21 protein-coding genes are annotated in these 23,004 nt (G+C 73.9%); 12 read left to right on the forward strand and 9 right to left on the reverse strand.

All coding sequences use genetic code 11. The annotated features are described in order from the left end of the window. Window positions 1-54: 54 nt before the first annotated feature. Window positions 55-705 (forward strand): bifunctional 2-polyprenyl-6-hydroxyphenol methylase/3-demethylubiquinol 3-O-methyltransferase UbiG, encoded by a 651-nt coding sequence (locus tag ML5_RS23590; protein ID WP_013476448.1) that lies wholly within the window; start codon window positions 55-57, stop codon window positions 703-705. Window positions 706-717: 12 nt separating this feature from the next. Here ML5_RS23590 and ML5_RS23595 read toward each other — a convergent pair whose 3' ends face one another. The 6 genes from ML5_RS23595 to ML5_RS23620 all read right to left on the reverse strand — a co-directional run bounded on the left by ML5_RS23595 (window position 718) and on the right by ML5_RS23620 (window position 6,784). Further along, window positions 718-1,920, reverse strand: a complete 1,203-nt coding sequence (locus ML5_RS23595; protein WP_221488058.1) for a sugar efflux transporter — start codon at window positions 1,918-1,920, stop codon at window positions 718-720. A 68-nt stretch (window positions 1,921-1,988) separates the two neighbouring features. Next, entirely contained in the window at window positions 1,989-2,294 is a 306-nt protein-coding gene (locus tag ML5_RS23600) for a DUF2470 domain-containing protein (RefSeq protein WP_013286808.1), read from the reverse strand. Next, window positions 2,291-3,829 (reverse strand): heme ABC transporter ATP-binding protein, encoded by a 1,539-nt coding sequence (locus tag ML5_RS23605; RefSeq protein WP_013476449.1) that lies wholly within the window; start codon window positions 3,827-3,829, stop codon window positions 2,291-2,293. The genes ML5_RS23600 and ML5_RS23605 overlap by 4 nt, the downstream gene beginning before the upstream one ends. Further along, window positions 3,826-4,929: an iron ABC transporter permease gene (locus ML5_RS23610; protein WP_013476450.1), complete on the reverse strand. Its 1,104-nt coding sequence runs from the start codon at window positions 4,927-4,929 to the stop codon at window positions 3,826-3,828. Before ML5_RS23610 ends, ML5_RS23605 begins: the two co-directional genes overlap by 4 nt. After that, a complete protein-coding gene (locus ML5_RS23615; protein ID WP_236619278.1) occupies window positions 4,926-5,960 on the reverse strand; it encodes a hemin ABC transporter substrate-binding protein in 1,035 nt (344 codons plus the stop codon). The genes ML5_RS23610 and ML5_RS23615 overlap by 4 nt, the downstream gene beginning before the upstream one ends. Continuing rightward, complete coding sequence (locus tag ML5_RS23620) at window positions 5,957-6,784, reverse strand: neocarzinostatin apoprotein domain-containing protein (protein ID WP_013476452.1); 828 nt, start codon at window positions 6,782-6,784, stop codon at window positions 5,957-5,959. The genes ML5_RS23615 and ML5_RS23620 overlap by 4 nt, the downstream gene beginning before the upstream one ends. A gap of 193 nt (window positions 6,785-6,977) precedes the next feature. Between ML5_RS23620 and ML5_RS23625 the strand changes: the two genes are divergently transcribed. From ML5_RS23625 to ML5_RS23635, 3 genes are all read left to right on the forward strand, one after another. Continuing rightward, entirely contained in the window at window positions 6,978-8,471 is a 1,494-nt protein-coding gene (locus ML5_RS23625) for an HtaA domain-containing protein (RefSeq protein WP_013476453.1), read from the forward strand. A gap of 92 nt (window positions 8,472-8,563) precedes the next feature. Next, on the forward strand, window positions 8,564-9,727 hold the full coding sequence (locus ML5_RS23630; RefSeq protein ID WP_013476454.1) for a WxL protein peptidoglycan domain-containing protein: 1,164 nt from the start codon (window positions 8,564-8,566) through the stop codon (window positions 9,725-9,727). Continuing rightward, entirely contained in the window at window positions 9,724-10,626 is a 903-nt protein-coding gene (locus ML5_RS23635) for a hypothetical protein (protein WP_013476455.1), read from the forward strand. The genes ML5_RS23630 and ML5_RS23635 overlap by 4 nt, the downstream gene beginning before the upstream one ends. Here the strand turns inward: ML5_RS23635 and ML5_RS23640 are convergent. Further along, window positions 10,623-12,197: an FMN-binding glutamate synthase family protein gene (locus tag ML5_RS23640; RefSeq protein ID WP_013476456.1), complete on the reverse strand. Its 1,575-nt coding sequence runs from the start codon at window positions 12,195-12,197 to the stop codon at window positions 10,623-10,625. The genes ML5_RS23635 and ML5_RS23640 overlap by 4 nt on opposite strands. A 40-nt stretch (window positions 12,198-12,237) precedes the next feature. Here ML5_RS23640 and ML5_RS23645 point away from each other — a divergent pair, with 40 nt between their 5' ends. The 4 genes from ML5_RS23645 (at window position 12,238) to ML5_RS23660 (ending at window position 14,739) form a co-directional block, all read left to right on the forward strand. After that, window positions 12,238-12,849 carry an RNA polymerase sigma factor gene (locus ML5_RS23645; protein ID WP_013476457.1) on the forward strand — a complete coding sequence of 204 codons (612 nt, stop codon included), beginning with the start codon at window positions 12,238-12,240 and terminating at the stop codon, window positions 12,847-12,849. Continuing rightward, complete coding sequence (locus ML5_RS23650; protein ID WP_013476458.1) at window positions 12,842-13,555, forward strand: hypothetical protein; 714 nt, start codon at window positions 12,842-12,844, stop codon at window positions 13,553-13,555. Before ML5_RS23645 ends, ML5_RS23650 begins: the two co-directional genes overlap by 8 nt. A gap of 67 nt (window positions 13,556-13,622) precedes the next feature. Further along, window positions 13,623-14,141: a hypothetical protein gene (locus ML5_RS23655; protein ID WP_013476459.1), complete on the forward strand. Its 519-nt coding sequence runs from the start codon at window positions 13,623-13,625 to the stop codon at window positions 14,139-14,141. A gap of 37 nt (window positions 14,142-14,178) precedes the next feature. Then, entirely contained in the window at window positions 14,179-14,739 is a 561-nt protein-coding gene (locus tag ML5_RS23660; protein ID WP_013286796.1) for a DUF5872 domain-containing protein, read from the forward strand. 69 nt (window positions 14,740-14,808) lie between these two features. Here ML5_RS23660 and ML5_RS23665 read toward each other — a convergent pair whose 3' ends face one another. Both ML5_RS23665 and ML5_RS23670 read right to left on the reverse strand, forming a co-directional pair. Continuing rightward, window positions 14,809-16,002: an endo-1,4-beta-xylanase gene (locus tag ML5_RS23665; protein WP_013286795.1), complete on the reverse strand. Its 1,194-nt coding sequence runs from the start codon at window positions 16,000-16,002 to the stop codon at window positions 14,809-14,811. Between the two features lie 210 nt (window positions 16,003-16,212). Next, window positions 16,213-17,217, reverse strand: a complete 1,005-nt coding sequence (locus tag ML5_RS23670; RefSeq protein ID WP_013286794.1) for a LacI family DNA-binding transcriptional regulator — start codon at window positions 17,215-17,217, stop codon at window positions 16,213-16,215. Between the two features lie 177 nt (window positions 17,218-17,394). Between ML5_RS23670 and ML5_RS23675 the strand changes: the two genes are divergently transcribed. From ML5_RS23675 to ML5_RS23690, 4 genes are read left to right on the forward strand one after another with little or no spacing between them, the layout of a single operon-like run. Continuing rightward, window positions 17,395-18,663: an ABC transporter substrate-binding protein gene (locus ML5_RS23675; protein WP_225319500.1), complete on the forward strand. Its 1,269-nt coding sequence runs from the start codon at window positions 17,395-17,397 to the stop codon at window positions 18,661-18,663. Beyond that, a complete protein-coding gene (locus ML5_RS23680; RefSeq protein WP_013286792.1) occupies window positions 18,660-19,658 on the forward strand; it encodes a carbohydrate ABC transporter permease in 999 nt (332 codons plus the stop codon). Before ML5_RS23675 ends, ML5_RS23680 begins: the two co-directional genes overlap by 4 nt. Next, on the forward strand, window positions 19,655-20,521 hold the full coding sequence (locus ML5_RS23685) for a carbohydrate ABC transporter permease (RefSeq protein ID WP_013286791.1): 867 nt from the start codon (window positions 19,655-19,657) through the stop codon (window positions 20,519-20,521). The genes ML5_RS23680 and ML5_RS23685 overlap by 4 nt, the downstream gene beginning before the upstream one ends. A 39-nt stretch (window positions 20,522-20,560) precedes the next feature. Next, window positions 20,561-22,885, forward strand: coding sequence for a glycoside hydrolase family 3 N-terminal domain-containing protein (locus ML5_RS23690; protein ID WP_013476462.1), 2,325 nt, complete (start codon window positions 20,561-20,563; stop codon window positions 22,883-22,885). Window positions 22,886-23,004: the final 119 nt, after the last annotated feature.

A 23,004-nucleotide genomic window follows, 5' to 3' on the forward strand; every position in this document is an offset into this window, starting at 1 on the left:
GCGGCGCACGATGGCGTGACCGGACGGGAGACGGCCGGCGGCGAGGAGGCAGACATGACGGGGCACCACCACGAGCAGCCGGCGGCGGACACCGACCCGGCCCGGTTCTGGGACGAGCGGTACGGCCAGCGGGACCGGATCTGGAGCGGCCGGGTGAACCCGGTCCTCGCCGAGGTCGCCGGCGCGCTGCCGCCCGGCACCGTGCTCGACCTGGGCTCCGGTGAGGGCGGCGACGCGGTGTGGCTCGCGTCGAAGGGATGGCGGGTCACCGCCGTGGACATCTCGTCCGTCGCGCTGGACCGGCTCACCGTCGAGGCCGAGCGGGCCGGGGTGGCGGACCGGATCACCACCGTCCGGCACGACCTGACCCAGGGCTTCCCGCCCGGCCGGTACGACCTGGTGTCCGCGCAGTTCTTCCAGTCGCCGCTGGTCCTGCCCCGGGAGAAGGTGCTGCCCCCGGCGGCCGAGGCGGTCGCGCCCGGCGGCCGGCTGCTCGTCGTCGAGCACGGCGCGCCGCCGCCCTGGGCCGGGCCCGACACCGGCCACCACCGGTTCGCCAGCCCGGAGGAGATCCTGGCCGCGATGAACCTCGACCCGGACGGCTGGGACACCGAGCGGCTCGGCGCGGCGCGCCGTACCGCCACCGGCCCGGACGGCCGGACCGGCGAGCTGATCGACCACGTGGTGCTGGTGCGGCGCCGCTGACCGCCGGGCCGGTCAGGCCCGCGCGTGCGGCCGGGTCAGCAGCAGCACCAGCAGCCCGGCCGCGCACAGCGCGGTGCTCATTCCGTACGCCCACCGGTAGCCGACCTGCGCGGAGAGCCCGAGCAGCGGCCCGGCGAGCATGGCGCCGATCGGGAACGTGTTGGTGAACAGCGTGGTGGCCCGGCCCGGCTCGCCCGGCAGCAGATCCTGCACGTAGGCGATGCCGACACCGGACACCGCGGCGATGAACAGCGCGTTCACCGGCTGCGCGAGCAACAGGACCGCCACGCCCGGCGCCGTCGCGGCGGTCGCGTAGTAGGCGACCCCGCAGGCGCCGCCGACCAGGATCAGCGGCCGCAGCCGGACCCGCGCGGTCAGTGCGCCCAGCCCGAGCATCAGCGGGATCTCCAGCGCCGCGCACAGGCCCAGCACCAGCCCGGCGCGGGAGGGGTCGTCGTTCAGTTCGGCGTCGATGAACAGCGGCAGCGCCTGCACGGCGAGCGTCAGCGGGCACTGGAGCAGGACGAACGCGAGCGCCGTCAGCGCCAGCCGCAGCCGGGACGCGCCGGGCGGGGCGGGCACCGCGCCGTCCGGATCGCCGGGGACCGGCCGCGCCGGCAGCGGCAGCTCCTCCAGCCGGAACGCGGCCACCAGCGCGGCCAGCGCGTACATGACGGCGGCCATGCCGTAGACCAGGCGGAAGCCGCCGACGTCGAGCAGCACCGCGGCCAGCGCCGGCCCGGCCACCCAGGCCAGCGAGAACACGGTACGCATGAGGCTGACGCCGAACGCGGCCCGCCCCGGATCGTCCCTGTCGAACAGCGCCCGGGTGTACGCGAACGACTGCGGGAACAGCGAGTTCGCCAGCGCGGTGGCTGTCGCGGTCAGCCCCAGCAGGATCCAGTAGTCCCGGACGTACGCGGTCGTCCCCGCGCCCACCACACCGGCCAATGCGGCGCCGACCAGCAGCGCGCGCCGGATCGGCAGGCGGTCCGACAGCCGGCCGATCAGCGCGGAGGCGACCACCCCGGACAGCGGGGCGACGACCAGGAACACGGTCACCCGTAACGGACTGGCGTGGACCTCGCGGTCGAGGAACAGCGACAGGAACGGCAGCACCACGGCGGTGGACAGACCGACGGTCAGGAAGACCACGCCCAGCGGGAGCAGCCGGAATCGGCCGGCGCGCACCGCCGGCCTCGTGTCCACAGCCATGCGGCGGACTGTACGCCGCGGCGGTGCGGCAGCCGACCGGGTTTCCGCAGCCCGGACGGTCCCGGTGCTCAGCCGGCCGGCCGGGGCGGTACGCCGGCCCGGTCGCAGGCCTCCCGGTACATGCGCACCACCTCCCGGCGGATCTGCGCCCGTTCGGTGAGCCGGTGGGCGAACGGGACGCGCACCGGGACCTCCGTGCCGCCGACTGTGACGGCGAAGTCGATGCCGTCGGCGTCCAGGCCGGTGGTGCGGGCCGCGGTGGCGTCCGGCCGGCCGCCGAGCGTACGGCAGATCAGCAGCGCGTCCCCGGCGTGGTCGTCGTTCATGTGCCGGCTGACGGCGGCGACCACCTCCGGCGGGAAACCGGCGCTCACGCGGCGCCCTCCCGGCCGCTCGCCGCCACCAGGCGACCCAGGTCGGTGAAGACCGCGATGTTGTGCTCGTACGCCACCAGCACCTCGTCGCGCAGCGCGGCCCGGCCGGCCTCGTCCAGCGCGAGCGCGTCCAGCCTCGCCCGGTAGGCGTCCTTGTACGACTTCGGGTCGCTGATCCCCGGGAACGTGTAGAACGACGCCCCGGCCTCCTCGGTCACCCCGTAGTACCGGGCCACGCAGCGCCCGATGTGCCGCCCGCCGGACAGGTCGCCGAGATAGCGGATGTAGTGGTGCGCGATGAACCGCTCGGGCGATCCGGCGCAGGCCGAGGTGATCCGGGCGGCGTACGCGACAGCGGCCGGAACAGGCTCCATCACCTCGCGCCAGCGCGGGCCGAGCAGGAACCGCAGGTCGGCGGCGAGCGCGGGCAGCCGGGTCAGCGCGTCGTCGACGAACGGGCCGGCCAGCGGGTCGTCGCGCATCGTGTCCGCCACGCCCTCCAGCGCCGCGTAGATGCCGTGGTGCGCGACGACGAGCGCGGTGTAGCCGGCGACGTCGAGTTCACCGGCGGTGAGCGCGGAGACGTACCGCTGGGACTCGGCGCTCCGGTGCGCGTCGCGTGTCTCGGCGCGCAGCCGGGCCGCGAACGTCTGTGTATCCATCTGCTGTCTCTCCTCGTCGGCTGACGGTCCTGCGGGCCGGCCGCGTCGGGGCACGATCAGCGGCAGCTCGTCACGGGGGTGGGGGACGACGTCGATGTCGTACCGGTAGACCTCGCTGAGCAGCGGGGCGGTGAGCACCTCGCGCGGTGTCCCGGCGGCGCGGACGCGTCCGTCGCCGAGCAGGGTCACGGTGTCCGCGTACGCCCCGGTCAGCGTCAGGTCGTGCAGCACCACGACCACGGCGTCCCCGGCGCGGGCCCGCTCCCGGGCGATGCGCATGACCAGTTCCTGGTGCCGCAGGTCGAGCGCGGCGGTCGGCTCGTCGAGCAGCAGCGTGGTGGCCCGCTGCGCCAGGACCCGGGCCAGCGCGGCGCGGGCCTGCTCGCCACCGGACAGCGCGGGGTACGGCCGGGCCGCGAAACGGGCGACGTCGCAGCGTTCGAGCACGTCGGCGACGACGGCGTCGTCCTGTTCCCGCTCCGGCCGCCCCGCCCACGGCGCCCGGCCCATCCGCACCACCTCCCCGACCGTGAACGGGAAGCTCAGCGTGTTGCGCTGGGTGAGCACGGCGCGGCGCCAGGCCAGCTCCACCGGGCTCCACGACTCGCGGGGCAGCCCGTCGACCTCGATCCGGCCGGCGGCGGCCGGCACGTCACCGCTGATCGCGCCGAGCAGCGTCGACTTCCCGGCGCCGTTCGGCCCGACCAGGGCGTGCACCTCGCCGGCGCGTACCTGAAGGTCGATCCCGTCGAGCACGGTCCGGCCGGCGCGCTCGACGCGCAGCCCGGCCACCCGGATCCGGAGGTGCCCGGCGGGCGCCGGGCGCGGCGGCCGGGCGGCGGCGAACCGGCGCGGCGTACGTGGGAGGCTCATCCCCAGCCTCCGGCCCGGTCGCGGGTGCGGCGCAGCAGCCAGAAGAACGCCGGGCCGCCGATGACCGCGGTGAGCACGCCGAGGGGCAGCTCCTGGTGCTCGACGAGGGTACGCGCCGCGAGGTCGGCGCCGATCACCACGACGGCCCCGCCGAGCGCGCTGGCGATCAGCAGCACCCGGTGGCCCGGTCCGGCGACCATCCGGATCAGGTGCGGCACGACCAGTCCGACGAAGCTGATGATGCCGGTGAACGCGACAGCGGCGGCGCCGAGAAGCGCGGTGACGACGATCAGCCGCAGCCGCAGGCGTTCGACGTTCACGCCGAGGTGCCGGGCGGCGGGTTCGCCGAGGGCGAGCAGGTCGAGGCGGCGCGCGTCGGCGCAGGCGACGGCGAGCCCGGCGAGCAGGCACGGCGCGGCGAGACCCACGGCCGTCCAGCTGGCCTGGGCGAGGCTGCCGAGGTTCCAGAACGCGATGGCCTGCACGCCGGACTGGTCGGTGACGAACATGAGCAGCCCGATCACCGAGCCGGCGACCGCGTTGACCGCGACGCCGGTCAGGACCAGTGTCACCACCTCGGTCCGGCCCCCGGAGCGGGCCAGCGCGTACACCAGGTAGGTGGTGGCGAGGCCGCCGGCGAAGGCGGCGAGCGGCACGGTCCATCCGCCCAGGACGGTGACGCCGGTGACGATGGCCAGGGCGGCGCCGACGGCCGCGCCGGCCGACACCCCGATGACGCCGGGCTCGGCGAGCGGGTTGCCGAAGACGCCCTGCATGACCGCGCCCGCGCAGCCGAGGGCGGCGCCGACGACGGCCGCCAGCAGCACCCGGGGGAAGCGGACGATCCAGAGCGCGTTCTCGCCCTGCGCCGCCGACGGCAGCGGACCGAGGTCCAGCCCGAGGCGGTGCAGCACGGAGCCGAGCACCTCGGCGGGGGAGATCGCCACCTGGCCGCGCCCGGCGGCCAGCAGGGCGACGAGCACGAGGGCGACGCCGAGCCCGGCCACCAGCACGGTGCCCCGCCGGCCGGGGGACCGGGGCGCGCCGGTGACTGCCGCCGGGGCGGCGGCGGGCGCGGGCCGCTTCCGTAGCGTGGTCACGACGGGTCCTCGCAGGAGTAGACGGCGCGGGCCAGCGCCTGGACGACCCGGCCGGAGCGGACGCCGAAGGTGAGCAGCGTGCCGTCGGCCATGTCGACGACGCGCCGGTTCGCCCCGGCCGGCGTCTGCGCCACGCCGGGCAGCTTCACCAGGCCGTCGACGCCGCCGACGGAGGCGAGCCCGGCGCTCATCACCAGGATCACGTCGGGCGCGGCGTTGATGAGGCCCTCGCTGGTCAGCGGACGGAACCTGGACAGCCCGGCGGCGCTGCCGGCGTCGACGCCGCCGATCGCCTCGATCATCGCGTCGGACCCGGCGCCCCGGCCGCCGATCAGGTACACCCCGGCGGTGCCGCGCAGGTAGAGGAACGCGATCCGTGGCGCCCGGCCCGCCGGGGCGGTACGCCGGGCTTCGGCGGTCTCGCTCTGCACGCGGGTCACCAGCCGCTCCCCGGCCCCGGGTACGCCGAGCGCCGCCGCGACCGCGCGGATGTGGGCCGGTACGCCGTCGAGGGTCGGCTCGGCGCGTACCTGGACGACCGGGACACCGGCGGCGTGGAGCTGGCGCAGCACCTCGGGCGGTCCGACGCCGTCGTCGACGAGCACGACGCTCGGGTCGAGGTCGAGCACCGCCTCGGCGGAGAGGTCGTGCCCGCCCGGGGTGACCACCGGCAGGTGCGCGGCGGCGGGGAACGTGGTCGAGGTGTCCCGCCCGATGACGTTGCCGCCCAGGCCGAGGCCGAAGACGATCTCGGCGATCGAGCCGTGCAGGTTCACCGGGAGGATGCGGCTGACGTCGTCCACAGTCACCGTCGTGCCGTCGCCGGAGCGTACGGTGGCCGGCAGCGCTGGTGTGGGCGCCGGGCGGACCGGGTCGACGTCGGCGTCGTCCACCGTGGCGGTGACCGGCCCGCAGCCGGCGGCGGACGGCGTACCCGATCGGCCCGGCGCGGCGCAGCCGGTCGCCGCCATGGTCACCGCGAGCAGCGCGACGAGCGGTCCCCGGCCTGGTCGCCGGTGCGGGCGGCTCACCGGCCGGCACCGCGACGGCGCCGCCACCGGCCGAGGCCGAGCAGGACGGCCAGGGCCAGCGCGGCGGCCACCACCCCGGCGGTCCATCCGCGTCCGGCCCCGGAGGTGTCGCTGACCCGCGTGACGTGGAGGTCGGAGGCCGCGGCCTGCGACGGCGCCCCGGCCCCGGTCGCGGCGCCCGTCACCCCTGCCGCCCCCGCTGCGGCCGGCGCGCTGCCGGAGGCGGCCGGGGCCGGTGCGTCCTGCGCGGTGGTGGTCCGGGGCGCGGCGGCGGGCGTGGTCGCCTTCGGCGCCGGACCGGCCTTCGGCGGGGCGCTCGTGGCGCCGGCGGCGAACGTGACCGGCACCCGTACGTCCTGGGACCGGTCGGAGGCCCGGGTGTGGTCGGCGCGGGTGACGACCGCGCAGCGCCGGACGGTGCAGTCGACGTCGCCGATGGTGGGGGTCACCTTGACCGTCACCGAGAAGGAGCCGCCCGGGCCGTACGGCTTCGGCAGGCCCTCGGCGTAGGCGGGCGGGTTCGACGAGATCCACTGCGAGGCGCCCAGGCTGCCGGTGGTGTCGGCGCCGCCGCCGCACGGGGTCGCCGCCACGCCCGGTCCGTTGTCGACGCAGTACGCGACGTAGATGCCCTTGTCGACGTCGTAGCCGCGCCCGGAGACGGACACGGTGGCGCCCGAGCGGCTCAGGCCGGTGCTCGGGGTGACGGTGAGCTTCTGACCGCCGCTGCCGGTGGCGGTGCCGGCGTGGGCCGGCGCGGGCGTGGCGACGACGGCGGCGGTGAGCAGAACGGTGGTCAGGATGGTGCGGCGCCGTGCTCGCATCGGGCTCCTCACACGACAGGTCCGGCCGGGTGCACCGACCGGGCAACAACTTAGGTTTGGCTAGCCTAAGCGGCAAAAGCGCAGGTGGCAAGGGGTCCGTTCGGTTGAAGATCTTGGGACGCTTCGTGGATCACCCGATCATATTAGGTTTGCCTAACCTAATGTCTTCGCTTCCCCTCTCGAGAGGAACAGCATGTTCAGATCCAGAGCCGGAGCCCTCCGGTCGATGCGCTGGGCGGCGGTGCTCGCCCTCGGCGTGTCGAGTGCGCTCGTGGGCGCCGGACCCGCCTCGGCGGCCGAGGCCGAGATCACCAGTGGCAGCCTGACCTGGGGTTTCAAGGCCAGCTTCCGCAACTACGTCAAGGCCGGCAACGGGGATCCGCCGATCGCTGTCAGCAACGGCGCCACTGTCAACGCCGACGGCACGTTCACGTTCCCGTCGACCGGTGGCACGCACGACGCCGCCGCCGGTACGACCAACGCCACGTACGGCGGCACAGTGGTGTTCTCGTACCCGGCGCACCTGCTGACCATCACGCTGGCCAACCCGACCGTCGCCGTCTCCGGCGGCACCGCCTCGCTGAAGGCGGACGTCGACCTGGCCACCACGATGACCGAGCCGGTCTCGGTGAAGCAGGCCACCGTCGCCACCCTCACCGGCAGTCCCGCCGCCAGCGGGAACACGGTGACCGGCAGCAACCTCGCCGCGGCGCTCACCAGCGTGGGAGCCGGCGCCTTCAACGGCTTCTACGCCGCCGGTGAGGCGCTGGACCCGGTGTCGTTCACGTTCACCACGGCAGGCGGCACCGCGCCCGCCACCCCGGCGGTGACAGTCGACCCGGCCCAGGGCCTCGACCCCGCCGGCGCGACTGTCACCGTACGCGGCACCGGCTTCGACCCGGACTTCAACAACGGGGCCGGCATCTACGTCTCGTTCGGACCGAAGGTCGACGAGCACTGGGCCAACGCCGGCGTCCTCCAGGTCACCAAGTGGGTCAACAAGACCAACGAGCCGACCGACGCCCGGGACCGGATGGCCGCCGACGGCAGCTTCACCACGACGCTGCCGATCAGCGCCGTCTACACCGACCGCAACGGCGACGAGGTGGACTGCACCGAGGTGCAGTGCTACGTCATCACGTTCGCCGCCCGCGGCTCGGCCGACCGCCGCCAGGACACGTTCACCCCGATCACGTTCACCCGGACCGGGGCGGGCGGGAACTCGGCCCAGCAGCGGATCACCAGCACCGTGACCGGCGGTCCGCTCAGCCTGAGCGTCGCCGGCGCGACAGTCGCCCTGCCGCCGGTCGGCAAGGGCGAGTACGCCCGGGCGCCGCTGAACACGGCCACGGTGGCCGACCTGCGCGGCGCCGGCACCGGCTGGAGCCTGGTCGGACAGGTCTCCGACTTCACCTCCGCCGCCGGTGGCGTCATCGCCGGGAACTACCTCGGCTGGGCGCCGACGGCGAGCGTGGTGAACGACCCGCTGGGCGGCACGACCGGTGCCGTCGCCCCGGGCGCGGTGGCCGCTCCCGGCGCCGGTCTCGGTGAGGCCCGTGCCCTGTGCACGGCCGGAGCCGGGACCAGCAACGGCGTCTTCGCCTGCGGCGCCGAGCTCAACCTCGGTGTGCCGGCGTCCGCCGCGGCGGGTGACTACGTCGCCACGCTCACCCTGACCCTCTCCTGATTCACCGACCGGGTCGGACCTGGTGGGGCGCGGGCACGTCGCCCGTGCCCCACCAGCCGCCTCCCGGCGACCACCTCGCAGCGGAGCACGGAATGCCTCTCCTCACGCCCTCCACCCGCACCCCGCGGCGGCGCACGCCCGGCCCGGCCGCGCGGTTCGGCGCCGCGCTCGCCGCCGCGCTGCTCGCGGTGCTGCTCGGGCCGCCGGCCGCCGGCGAGGCCGCCCCCCGGCCCGCACCGTCCGCCGACCCCGGTGCCGTCCGCTGGGCGGTCCAGCCGTCCGGGCCCGGCGGGCCGACCGGGCGCAACTACTTCACGTACGACCTGGCGCCCGGCGACAGCGTCACCGACCACGTCGGCGTCACCAACCTCGGTGACCGGCCGCTCACCTTCGCGGTGTACGGCACCGACGCGTACACCACCACCGACGGCGCCTTCGCGCTGCTGCCCTCCGACCGGGCCGCCACCGACGTCGGCGCCTGGATCGGCGTCGAGCGGCGAAGCTGGACCGTCCAGCCCGGCAGGCGCGCGGACATCCCGTTCCGCCTCACGGTGCCGCGCAACGCCACGCCGGGCGACCACACCGGCGGCGTGATCGCCGCGGTCGCCCAGGACGGCGTGACCGCCGACGGGCAGCGGGTCCGGCTCGACCAGCGGATCGCCGCCCGGGTCTACCTCCGTGTGGCCGGCGAGGTCCGCCCCGCCGTGACTGTCGAATCGGTACGCGTCGGCTACGACACCCCGCTCAACCCGATCGGCCGCGCCGACCTCACAGTCACCTACCGGATCCGCAACAGCGGCAACGTCCGCGTCGGCGGCACCGGCGCGGTGGTCGTCGCCGGCCCCGGTGGCTGGACGCTGTCCCGGACCAGCCCGGTCGACCTGCCGGAGCTGCTGCCCGGCGCCGAGTTCACTGTCACCGAGCGGGTCACCGGGGTGCCGCCCGCGCTGCGGCTGACCGCGACAGTCGACCTCGCACCCACCACCGTCGACACCGCGCTGCCCCCGGTGCAGCGCACCGCGAGCGTGTGGGCGCCGCCCTGGCTGCTGATCGCCGCACTGGCGGCCGCCGGAGCCTGGCTCTACCTGCGTCGCCGTCGTCGCCGTCCCACCTCGGCCGCGCCCTCCACCACGCCCGGGCCGGCGTCGGTGTCCGAGCCCTCGGCCGCTCCCGCCGGGCCGGCGGCAGCGGCCGAGGCCCCCGTCGCGGGGACGGCCGAACCCCCGGCGGGCGGCGCGGCGGCCGGTGCCCGGTGACCCCGGTCCTGCCGGCCGCCGCCGCGATCCTCGCGCTGGCCGTGCCGGTCCCGGCGCCGCCGTCCACCCCGGACGGCACCGCCGTCGCCGCCCCGGCCGCGCCGTCGTCCACTGCGGCCTCCGGGGCGCCGCGGCCCGCTGTCGTCGTGCCGTCCGGCCCGCTGACTGTCGGGCAGCGGGTCACCGCCACGCTGCGCGGCTGGCCGGCCGGCCCGGTCCACCTCACGGTCTGCGGCAACGACGCCCGCCGGGGCGCGCTCGACTGCGCCAACGAGCAGGCCACCACCGTCCAGGTGCCGGCGGGCACGACGGCGGCGCCGATCGTGCTGGCGGCGCCGCCCGTCGCCTGCCCCTGCGTACTGCGCGCGCATGCCCTGACCGGCACCGTCCAGGCGACCGCCGCGCTGCCGGTCAGCGGCGTGACCGCCGCCCCGGCGCCCGCGCCGGCCGCCACGCCGCGACTGCACCTCGACGAGCTGCGCGTCGCCGGCCGCCGCCCGCTGCGGGAATGGTTCGGGCTGCCCGAGACGCTCACCGTACGCGTCGCGCTGCGCAACTCCGGCCCGGCCGACGTGGTCGACCCGACGTTCACGCTGCTGTTCGGCCGGCCCGGACGGGCGCACACCATCGTCGCCGCCCCGCCCCTGGGCACCATCGGCCCAGGGCAGGTCCGGACGTACGAGATCCCGGTGCCGGTGGACGTCGCCGTGCTCGGGGCACACGAACTCCACGGCCGCGTCGACCTGCCGGAACGGCCGGTGGCCTTCGTGGTCGAGACCAGCCGCCACCCCTGGGGACTGCTCGGTGCGGCAGCGCTCCTGGTGGTGGCGCCGGTCGTGCTCCGGCCGCGCCCGCCGCGCCGCCGGGGCCGGCACCGCACCGGCGAGGGAACCGGCTAGCCGACGGCGGTGGGGGAGGGCGGCGCGCTGCCGCCCTGCGGCGCCTCGGCCGTCATCAGCCGCACGATCGCCGCCCGGTCGGCTGCCGACGGCATCCCCCACTCCGGCCGGTAGCCGAACGCCCGGTCCAGCGGGATCGACGAGGTCCGGCCGTCGAGGATCTCCACCGCGTCGGTGCCGATCAGCCCGGGATGCTCGACGCCGCACGCCTCGGCCACCTTGACCAGGTCGCGGCGCAGCGTACGGATGTAGTTCGCGGCCCGCACCGACTTGCGGGCCGGGTCCAGACCCCGGGCCAGCCACGCGTTCTGGGTGGCGACGCCGGTCGGGCAGGTGTCGGTGTGGCACTTCTGCGCCTGGATGCAGCCGATCGCCAGCATCGCCTCCCGCCCGACGTTGACCATGTCGGCGCCGAGCGCGAACGCCACCACCGCGTTGTCCGGCAGGCCGAGCTTGCCGGCACCGACGAACACCACGCTCTCGTGCAGGTCGCGTTCGGCGAAGGTGCGGTAGACCCGGGAGAAGCCCTGCTGGAACGGCAGCGAGACCGAGTCGCTGAAGATCAGCGGCGCGGCGCCGGTGCCGCCCTCGCCCCCGTCGACAGTCACGAAGTCCACGCCGCGCCCGGTGTCGCGCATCAGCGTGGCCATCTCCTCCCAGAACCCGAGGTCACCGACGGCGGACTTGATGCCGACCGGCAGGCCGGTCTCGGCGGCGAGCAGCTCCACCCAGTCGAGCAGACTGTCGCAGTCGGAGAACTCGGCGTGCCGGGACGGGCTGACGCAGTCCCGCCCGGCCGGGATGCCCCGGGTGGCGGCGATCTCGGCGGAGACCTTCGCCGCCGGCAGCAGGCCGCCGAGGCTCGGCTTGGCGCCCTGACTGAGCTTGATCTCCAGCGCGCGTACCGGCGCCGACGCCACCAGGTCCTTGAGCCGTTCCAGGCTGAACCGGCCCTGCTCGTCGCGGCAGCCGAAGTACGCGGTGCCGAGCTGGAAGACCAGCTCACCGCCGTTGCGGTGGTACGGCGACAGCCCGCCCTCGCCGGTGTTGTGCAGGCAGCCGGCCAGTGCGGCGCCCCGGTTGAGCGCCTCCACCGCGTTGCCGGACAGCGAACCGAAGCTCATCCCGGAGATGTTCACCACCGACTCCGGCCGGAAAGCCTGCGCCCGGCCGCGCGCCGCGCCGAGCACCTTGGCGCAGGGCAGCGTCACGTCGTGCCCGGCGGTCGGCGTCGACGGCGGGACCGCCCGGCCGAACGTACGGTGCTTGATGATCGGATAGCCGGAGGTGTGCTCGATGTCGTTGTCGGTGCCGAAACCGAAGTAGTTGTTCTCCTGCTTGGCCGAGGCGTACACCCAGCGCCGCTGGTCGCGGGTGAACGGCCGCTCCTCGTCGTTGCCGGCCACGATGTACTGCCGCAGCTCCGGGCCGATCGACTCGATCAGGTACCGCGCCCGGCCCAGCACGGGGAAGTTGCGGCGCAGCGCGTGGTCGCGTTGCAGCAGGTCCCGGGCCGCCAGCGCGGCGACGGCGGCGACGGCTGCGGGTACGGCTCTTCTCGCCCAGCTCATCCCGCCACTCTTTCCGGCCCGGCACCCGGTCAAACGCCTGATGGAACCCGGCCGCCCCGGGCGGTGTCATGAAAGCGGACCGACGGCGGAGGCTGCCCTGGACGACGACGAACTCGTCACCCGCGTACGCGCCGGCGACCGGGAGGCGTACGACGCCCTGGTCGCCCGGCACACCGCGTCCGCGTACCGGACGGCGGTGCTGCTCGGCGCCGGTCCGGACGCCGAGGACGTGGTCCAGGAGGCGTTCGTGAAGGCGTACCGGAAACTGTCCCGCTACCGGGCCGAGGCGTCGTTCCGGTCCTGGCTGCTCGCGATCGTCGCCAACGAGACCCGGAACCTGCACCGTGCCCGCACCCGGCGGGACGGGCTGACGCTGCGCGCGGCGGCGGCGGAGCCGGTCGCGGCGGTCACCGGCGACGACGGGCTCGACGCCGTGCTGGCGGCCGAGCGCCGCGCCGCGCTGGTGGGTGCGCTGCGGCGGTTGCCCGTCCGCGACCGCGAGGTGATCGTCTGCCGCTACCTGCTCGACCTCGGCGAGGACGAGACGGTGACAGTGCTGGGGGTGGCCCGGGGCACCGTGAAGTCACGGACCCACCGGGCGCTGGCGAAGCTGCGGGCCCTGCTGGACCGGGAGGTGGCGCACCGTGGATGACCTGGAACGGGAGCTGCGGGAGCTGACCGGCTGGCTGGAGCCGGCGCGGACGCCGGATCTGACCGCCCGGGTCCGGGCCCGGCTCGACGCGCCCGCGCCGCGCCGCCGGTGGCGGTACGTGCTGGCCGGCGCGCTCGCCGCCCTGCTGGTGGCGGCGCTGCCGCCGGGGCGGGCCGCGGTCGCCGACGCGGTGACCGGGCTGCTGCGGTTCTCCGGGGTCGTCATCGACACCGCACCCGCGCCGCCGCCGGCCGGTACGCCGTCGCCGTTGCCCGCGCAGCACCAGGTCGCGCTCGCCGAGGCACAGCGGCAGGTCCGCTTCCCGATCCGCGTCCCGGCCCGGTTCGGCGTGCCGGAACGGGTGCTGGTCGCCGATCCGGACGGTGCCGGCGCCCACCGGGTCGTCAGCCTGCTCTACCGGGGCGGGACGGTCCGGCTGGACGCGTTCGACGGCTCGCTCGACATCGTGTTCCACAAGCGGTCGGTCGGGGCGGACGTGACGCTCACCCAGGTCGGCGGCGAGTTCGCGATCTGGGTCGGCGGTCCGCACGCGCTCGCGTACGTGGACCGGTCCGGGACGGAACGGGTCGCCACCGCGCGGTTGTCCGCCGCCACGCTGATCTGGGAGCGGGCCGGGGTGAGCTACCGGCTGGAGGGCGACCTCACCCGCGAACAGGCGCTGGACGTCGCGTCCTCGTTGGAGTGAGGACGCCGGGAACCCCGGGGCGCCGGGCGGTGTCCTGTTGACGAGAGTCGTCGACGGGGGAGGCCAAATGTCCGTTCCGAGAAGAGTCCTGCTGGTGTCGGTCCTGCTGCTGGCCGGGTGCACCGGCCCGGCCGGCGTGCCCGACACGGCCCCGGGCACCACGCCCGCCACCGGCCCGGCCGCGCCGTCGGCCTGCGCCGAGCGGCTGGAGACCGGCCGGCTGCCGGACTGGGCGGACGCCGGGTTCACCGGCGACACCCGGGTGCGGCACGTCTTCGGCACCGGGGGCGACATCGTGGCGATCCTGTTCGCGTACCCGCTGGTGCACGCGCGCGGGGACGGCGCGAACAACAAGATCCTCTGGGTGGCCCGCCCCGATCCCGGCCGGTCCGAACCGGCGCAACTCAGCCCCCTGGTGATCACCGCGACGCTCGACGGGACGGGTACCCGGGCCGTCCGGGAGGTGCCCGGCGGACCCGGGCCGTCCATCGTCGACCTGCCGGCCGCCGGGTGCTGGCGGCTGCGGCTGGACTGGTCGGGCCGCACCGACACGATGGATCTGGTCTATCGGCCGGCGCTCGGCTGACCGGCATGGCCGCTCCCGGTCCGGGTAACGCTGCGTCATGGCGAAGTACACCGAGCCGGAACTGCGGGAGCGCCTGAAGGCCGAGATCCGCGCCTCCGACAAGGGCGGACGGCCGGGGCAGTGGTCGGCCCGCAAGTCGCAGCTGCTGACGAACGAGTACAAGAAGGCCGGCGGGGGATTCGAGGGCCCGAAGGACGCACGGCAGCGCTCGCTGCAACGCTGGGGCGGCGAGAAGTGGCAGACCCGCAGCGGCGACACGCGCGCCCGCAACGGCGGCGAAACCCGCCGTTACCTGCCCAAACAGGCGTGGGAGGAGCTGTCGGAGAACGAGCGGCGCGCCACCGACACCCGCAAGCGCCGCGCGTCGCGCTCCGGCCGCCAGTACGTGCCGAACACCGGCCCGGCGAAGCGGGCCCGCCGGGACGCCACCGCCGCCGAGCAGATCAACGAGTTGCCGGTGACCGAGGCGGTCAAGCTGGTCCGTGACCTCGACACCCGTCAGCTCGACGCGGCGCTGCGCCGGGAACGCGGCGGCAAGGCCCGCAAGACGCTCATCGGGCGGCTGGAGTCGGAACTGGGCCGGCGTCGGGCGGCGTGAGCGTGTGCCGGCCGGGCACAGGCGGCGGGGCCGGTCACCGGACCGGCCCCGCCGTGGTGCGCCAGTCGTCTAGCGGCGCGGGTGCTGCGGGATGCGCGGCAGCACGTACGGCGGACCGGAGAAGATCAGGTCGGCCTTCAGCTCGTGGTACGCCCGCTTCGGCTGGTAGTTCTCGTCGTAGACGGTGGCCAGGCCCTCCGGCGGGTCGGAGAACGCGCCGGGTACCCAGGAGTGCTTGTCGGTGAAGCCCCAGAGGGTGAACGACAGGCAGTGCCGCTCGGCCAGGCAGGCCTGCATCAGCACGCTGAAGTTCGCCGCGGACGCCTGCAGACGCGGGTTGATCTCCGCGGAGTCGCCGGCCTCCACCCCCTCGGTGATCTGGCTGCGCACGTCCACCTCGGTGAGGGCCGTGGCCAGCCCGAGCCCGGCGAACTTACGCAGGGCCGCGGCCACCTGGAGCGTGCTGAAGTTGCCGTACTGGGTGCCGAGGTGGCCCTGTGCGCCCACGCCGTCGATCGGCACGCCCTTGGCCCGCAGGTCACGGGCCATGTCGTAGACGAACTGCGTCTTGTCGTCGGCCGGGTTGCCGGAGCCGAACGCCTCGATGTTGTAGTCGTTGTAGAACAGCAGCGCCTTCGGGTCGGCGGCGCGGGCCCAGCGGAACGCGTCGGCGATGTAGCCGGGCCCGAGGTTCTGCGCCCAGAACCCCTTGTAGTGCAGGGTGGACGGGGTGTCCCAGGGGTCGCTGACCGCCTCGTTCACCACGTCCCACTGCCAGATCTTGCCCTTGAAGTGGGTGACCACGGCGGTGATGTGGTTGCGCAGGATCTGGCGCAGCTCGGCCTTGCTGATCGAGCCGTCCGCGACGCCGCTGGTCAGCCACGCCGGCAACTGGTTGTGCCAGACCAGCACGTGGCCCCGGACCCGCTGGTTGTTCTTGCGGGCGAAGTCGATCAGCTCGTCGGCCGGCCCCCAGTTGTATGTGCCCCGGGTGGGTTCGAGGCTCTCCCACTTCATGACGTTCTCGGCGGTGACGGTGGAGAACTCGGACGCGGCCAGCTCGCGGTACCGCGGCTCGGCGGCGTCGTTGAGGGCGGCCATGTCGACGGCGGTGCCCACGTACAGGCCGTGGCGCTTGGCCAGCTCGCGCAGGCTCTGCGCGGCCGGGTCGTAGGGGCGGCCGGCCGTCGCGGGGACGACGTTGAGGGCGGTGGCGGTCGCGACGGCGACGGCGCCGGCGGCGAGCCAACGTCTCAGCTTCATGGTCGTTCCTTTCGGGATGGTGCGCGCGGCCGGAGGCCGGCGGTGGCGGTGCCGGGAACGCCGCGGCGTGGAACGGACCGGCGGGCGCCCGGGTGGACGGACGGTGCGGGCTTCCGAAACTTCCGGTCTCGCTTCCGGAAGTAGCCCGAAACATTACGGACGCCGATAGCCGTCCGTCAATCACCCGGGCCGGGAGGGTGAGGTGGCGCCTCAGCGCAGCGGGCGGCAGGAGGCCCGGACGACCAGCTCGGTGGGGAGCCGGATGTGCGTGTCCCGCTCGACGCCCGCGATGAGGTCGATCAGCAGACGCAGCGACTCGGCGCCCATGCGTTGCAGCGGCTGCCGGATCGTGGTGAGGGGAGGGTCGACGAGCGCCGACTCCGGGATGTTGTCGAAGCCGATGACCGACAGGTCGTCCGGTACGCCGAGGCCGAGGCCGCGGGCGACGTCCACAGTGGAGATGGCCGAGAGGTCGTTGCCGGCGAAGATCGCGGTGGGCCGGTCGGGGAGCGCGAGCAGCTCGGCGGCCGTGCTCGCGGCGCTCTCGGTGCGGAACCCGCCGACCCGCACGAGCCGCTCGTCCACCGTCAGGCCCGCATCGGCCATCGCCTTGCGGAACCCGGCCTCGCGCAGGCGGGCCGACTCCAGGTCGGGGCGGCCGCTGATGTGCGCGATCCGCCGGTGCCCGAGCGACAGCAGGTAGTCGGTGGCCAGCACCGCGCCGGCGAAGTTGTCGGAGTCGACGGTGGGCAGACCGGACGGGCCGGTGTGCGGGTCGACGGCCACCACGTGGAAGCCGTGCTTGGTCTCGACCACTGTCGGCGTCACGATCACCGCGCCGTCGATGAGTGTGCCGGACAGCCGGGCCAGCGAGCGCCGCTCCCACCCTATGGCCGCGCCCTCCCCGTCACCGCTGGAGTAGGCGAGCAACTGGTAGCCGCTGCCGGCGACCTCCCGGGACGCGCCCTTGAGCAGCTCGGTGGAGAACGGCTCGAACTCGGCGACCAGGATGCCCAGCACGTTCGTGCGGTGGCTGCGCAGGCTCTGCGCCCCCAGGCTGGCCTCGTACCCGAGCTCGTGGATGACCTGCTGGACGCGCTCGACGGTGGCCTGCGCGACGCCGTACCGGCCATTGACAACCTTGGATACGGTTGCCACCGAGACGCCGGCCGTACGTGCCACGTCCGACATCTTGACGCGCTCCTGGAACACCACGCCGACGATGATAGAGGGCTCTCCCAGGTCGATCGAAGACGATGTCGAAAACGTTATCGATACCGATTGACTTCACGTTACGGCCCTGTAAAACTCCCCGGCAGGTAACCCGACTGAGTGGTCGAGGAGACATCTATGGTGATGAAGCGCCGTGCTGGCGCCGTCCTGGCACTGTTTGTGACAAGTGCTCTGCTGGCCTCCGCGTGCAGTGGTGGTGGCGACGAGGAGAAGGCCGCCGAGAGCGAGCTGTACAAGAACCCGGTGACCTTGACCTGGTGGCACAACGCGTCGCAGGACGGGCCCGGCAAGACGTACTGGGAGAAGGTCGCCAAGGACTTCTCCACGGCCCACCCGACCGTCAAGATCGAGATCGAGGCGATCGAGACGAACCAGCTCCAGCGCACCCGGCTCCCCGCCGCGCTGCTGAGCAACGACCCGCCGGACATCTTCCAGGCGTGGGGCGGCGGCGAGATGCGCGAGCAGGTCGAGGCCGACTACCTCAAGGACATCACCGACCAGGTGAAGGGCGAGGTCGCCGACATCGGCAACGCCGCCGAGATCTGGCAGGTCGAAGGCAAGCAGTACGGCCTGCCGTACCGGATGGGCATCGAGGGCATCTGGTACAACAAGGACATGTTCGCGAAGGCGGGCATCACGGCGCCGCCGACCACCTTCGAGGAACTCAACGCCGCGGTCACCAAGCTCAAGACCATCAACGTCATCCCGATCGCCCTCGGCGCCGGTGACAAGTGGCCCGCCGCGCACTGGTGGTACAACTTCGCGCTGCGTGCCTGCTCGGTCGACACGCTGAAGAAGGCGACCAAGGACCGGAACTTCGACGACCCGTGCTTCGTCAAGGCCGGCCAGGACCTCAAGGCCTTCATCGACACCAAGCCGTTCCAGAACAACTTCATCGCCACGCCGGGTCAGAACGACCCGACCAGCGCCAACGGCCTGCTCGCGAACGGCAAGGCCGCGATGGAGCTGATGGGTGACTGGAACCGCGGCACCCTGGACACCGTCGCCACCGACAAGGCGGCCCTGGGCAAGTTCCTCGGCTGGTTCCCGGTGCCGGCGATCTCCGGCTCCGCCGGTGACCCGAAGGCGGCCCTCGGCGGCGGCGACGGGTTCGCCTGCTCCAAGAACGCCCCGGCCGAGTGCGTCGAGTTCCTCAAGTACCTCGTCAGCCCCGAGGTGCAGAAGGGCTACGCCGCCACCGGCACCGGCCTGCCCGTCGCCAAGGGCGCGGCCGACGGCGTCACCGACCCGGCCCTGAAGTCGATCCTCCAGGCCACGTCCGACGCCACCTACGTGCAGCTCTGGCTGGACACCGCCTACGGCAGCACCGTCGGCACCGCGATGAACGACGCGATCGTCGCGATCTTCGCCGGCAACGGGACACCTGAGAAGGTCGTCTCGGCCATGAAGGCGGCCGCAAGCAAGTGACGTCCGCATCGCAGACCCGTACGCCCGCCGTCGGTGCGCAAGCGCCGCCGGCGGGCCTCCGGCCCGGCGCACGGGCCGCCTCCCGCCGCGCCGAGACCCGTCGCAAGTGGTACGAGATCATCGGGCTGACCACGCCCGCGATCGTCATCTACGTGATGTTCGTGCTGGTGCCGATGGGCTTCGCGTTCTACTACAGCCTGTTCCGCTGGCGCGGCGTCGGCCCGCCCACCGAGTACGTCGGCTTCCGCAACTACACGCTCGCCTTCCAGGACCCGATCTTCCTCGACGCGCTGCGCAACAACGCGATCATCGTGTTCGGGTCGCTGCTGATCCAGGGCCCGGTCGCGCTGGGCATCGCCCTCCTGCTCAACCGCCGCTTCCGCGGGCGCTCGGCGTTCCGCCTGCTGGTGTTCGTGCCGTACGTGCTGGCCGAGGTCACCGTCGGCATCATGTGGAAGCTGATCCTGACCGAGAACGGCACGCTCGACGCGCTGCTGCAGTCGATCGGGCTCGGCGGGCTGGTGCAGGCGTGGCTGGCCGACCTGGACGTGGTGATCTGGACGCTGCTGTTCGTCCTCACCTGGAAGTACGTCGGCTTCGCCATCATCCTGCTGCTCGCCGGCCTGTCGAACGTGCCGCAGGAGTTGAACGAGGCCGCGGAGATCGACGGCGCGAGCTGGTGGCAGATCCAGCGCCACGTCACGCTGCCGCTGCTCGGCCCCACCATCCGGATCTGGATGTTCCTGTCGATGATCGGCTCGTTGCAGGTCTTCGACATGGTCTGGGTGACCTCGGTGCCGGCCGTGCGCTCGCTCGGCGCCTCGGCCACCATGGCGACGTACATGGTGGACAACGGCTTCTTCGCCCGGCTCTGGGGCTACGGCAACGCGGTGGCCGTGATCCTGTTCGCCATCTCCTTCGTCGCGGCGCTGCTGTTCCAGCGTTTCCTGCTCCGCCGTGACATCGAGGGCGCCATCACCCGGAAGGGGAAGTGACAGTGGCCGTGAACTCCGTACCCGCCCCCTCGGCCGGGCGCCGGCCGGTCCAGTGGAGCGCGCCGCTGACGTACGCGCTCGCGCTCGCGGTCGCGGCCGTCTCGATCGCACCCGTCGTGTACGTCGTCGTCGGCGGTTTCCGGACCACGCCGCAGATCGTGAACGACCCGGCCGGCCTGCCGGACCCGTGGGTCTGGGAGAACTACTACCGGGTGCTGACGCAGAGCGGCTTCTGGAAACAGGCGTTCAACAGCGCCGTGGTCGCCCTCGGCACCACGCTCGGCGTGGTGGTGCTCGGCATGGCCGCCGCGTTCGTGCTCGCCCGGTACACGTTCCGGGGCCGCGAGGGGCTCTACACCTTCTTCACCCTCGGCCTGCTGTTCCCGGCCGGCGCGGCGATCCTGCCGCTGTACCTCATGCTGCGCGACCTGAACCTGATCAACTCCTACTACGCGGTGATCCTCCCGCAGGTGGCCTTCTCGTTGCCGCTGACGATCGTCATCCTGCGGCCGTTCCTGTCGGCCATCCCGCGGGAGCTGGAGGACGCGGCCGCCATCGACGGCGCCGGCCGGCTCGGCTTCCTCTGGCGGATCGTGCTGCCGCTGTCGCGGCCCGCGGTCGTCACCGTCGGCATCCTCGCGTTCGTGGCGAGCTGGAACGCGTTCCTCCTGCCGCTGCTCGTCCTGGGGGACGTCAACCTGCACACCCTGCCGCTGGGCGTGCAGAACTTCTCCAGCCAGTACACCACCGACACCGCGGGCGTCCTCGCCTTCACGTCGCTGGCGATGTTGCCGGCGCTGCTGTTCTTCACCCTGGCGGAGAAGCAGATCGTGGGCGGCCTCCAGGGCGCGGTCAAGGGCTGAGCGGCAGCGGTACCAGCACAACCAGTGGAAAGGCACACCATGACAGAGGTCCACGCGGTGGTGGACGGGCCGGTACCGGCTCAGGCAGGTTCGGACCACGACCGGCCGGACGGGCACGACGCCGAGGCGCGCGTACGGGAACTGCTCGCTCGCATGACGATCGAGGAGAAGGTCGCGCAGCTCGTCGGGTTCTGGGAGAAGGAGGACGGTGAGGCGGTCGCGCCACTGCAGGGCGAGTTCGCCGACACCGGCCGGCTCGAGGACTTCTCCCGGCACGGGCTGGGTCACCTCACCCGCGCCTACGGCACCCGCCCGGTCGACGCCGCGGCCCGCGCGGCCTGGCTGTGGAAGTTCCAGCGGGACCTGGTGACCGGCACCCGGCTGGGCATCCCGGCGATCGTGCACGAGGAGTGCCTGACCGGCCTGTCGGCGTGGAAGGCGGCCACCTTCCCGACGCCGCTGGCCTGGGGCGCCGCGTTCGATCCCGATCTGGTCGCCGAGATGGCGGCGGCGATCGGGGCCTCGATGCGCGCGCTCGGCATCCACCAGGGACTGTCCCCGGTGCTCGACGTGATCCGGGATCCCCGCTGGGGCCGGGTCGACGAGTGCATCGCCGAGGACCCGTACCTCGTCGGCACCATCGGCACCTCGTACGTGCGAGGGCTCCAGTCGCAGGGCGTGCTCGCGACGCTGAAGCACTTCGCCGGCTACTCCGGCTCGCGGGCCGGGCGCAACTTCGGCCCGGTGCACGCCGGTCCCCGGGAACTCGCCGACGTGCTGCTGCCTCCGTTCGAGATGGCGATCCTCGACGGTGACGCGCGCAGCGTCATGCACTCGTACGCGGAGATCGACGGCGTGCCGGTCGCCGCCGACCCGACGATGCTCACCGACCTGCTGCGGGACCGGTGGGGGTTCGACGGGACCGTGGTGGCCGACTACTACGGGGTCGCCTTCCTCAACCTGCTGCACCACGTCGCGGCCGACAACGCGGACGCGGCCGTGCAGGCGCTGAGCGCGGGCCTCGACATCGAGCTGCCCACCGGCGACGCCTACCTGACCCTGACCGAGACGGTGCGGGCCGGCAAGGTCGACGAGGCGCTGGTCGACCGGGCGGTGCTGCGGGTCCTGCGCCAGAAGCAGGAACTCGGACTGCTCGACGCCACGTTCGACGACGAGCCGCCGGGCGCGATCGACCTCGACTCGCCGGAGCACCGGGCGATCGCCCGCCGGCTCGCCGAGGAGTCGGTCGTCCTGGTCGCCAACGGGGGCGTGCTCCCGCTGCCGGCGGGCCGGCGGGTGGCCGTGGTCGGCCCGAACGCCGACCGGCAGGGCGCGCTGTTCGGCTGCTACTCGTTCCTCAACCACGTGCTGGCCCACCACCCGGGCGTGGAGACCGGCTTCGAGGTGCCGACAGTGCTGGAGGCGGTGCGTGCCGAGTTCGGCGCCGACCGGGTCACCTTCGCGGCCGGCTGCGAGGTGGACTCGGCGGACCGGTCCGGGTTCGACGAGGCGGTCGCCGCCGCGTCCGCCGCCGACGTGGCAGTTCTCGTGGTCGGCGACCACGCGAGCCTGTTCGGCCGCGGCACCGTCGGCGAGGGCTGCGACCGGGACGACCTGGAGCTGCCCGGCGTGCAGCGGCAGCTCGTCGAGGCGGTGCTGGACACCGGCACCCCGGTCGTCCTCGTGCTGCTCACCGGCCGCCCGTACGCGCTCGGCTGGGCGCTGTCCCGGTGCGCGGCGGTGGTGCAGACGTTCTTCCCGGGCGAGGAGGGCGCCGGGGCGATCGCGGGTGTGCTCTCCGGGCGGGTCAACCCGTCCGGCCGGCTGCCGGTCAGCCTGCCCGGCTCGGCCGGCGCGCAGCCGTACTCGTACCTGCACCCGGAGCTGGGGGAGGGCATGAACGGGACCAACCTGCCGGCGACTCCGGTGGCGCCGTTCGGGCACGGGCTGTCCTACAGCACGTTCGCGTACACCGATCTGACCGTGCCGGCCGAGGTGCCGACCGACGGGGCGCTGCGGGTGTCGGTGCGCGTGACGAACACCGGCCCGGTCGCCGGTGACGACGTGGTGCAGCTCTACGGCCGCGACCTGGTCGCCTCGGTGACCCGGCCGGTCGCGCAGCTGCTCGGCTACCGGCGGGTGCGCCTGGAGCCGGGCGCCTCGGTGACCGTCGAGCTGACCGTCCCCACCACGCGGCTGGCGTTCACCGGCCGCACGCTCACCCGGGTGGTGGAGCCCGGGGAGGTCGACGTCTGGGTCGGCACGAGCGCCCGGCGCGACGCCCAGGCGCGGACGACGCTGACCGGCGACACCGCCGCGATCACCGCCGCCTCGCCCCGCTGGACGACGACCGACCTTCGCTGAGCCGGGTCCGCCGGTCGTCCACGGGGCGGCCGGCGGACCCTTTCAGTGTATATTGGCGTTATGCCGTTTTTGACTCAGTAGGCTCCAGGATGTCATCCAGCCCGTGACCCGGGGCTTCC

The sequence above is a fragment of the Micromonospora sp. L5 genome, assembly GCF_000177655.2.
GTDB classification, from domain to species: Bacteria; Actinomycetota; Actinomycetes; order Mycobacteriales; family Micromonosporaceae; genus Micromonospora; species Micromonospora aurantiaca.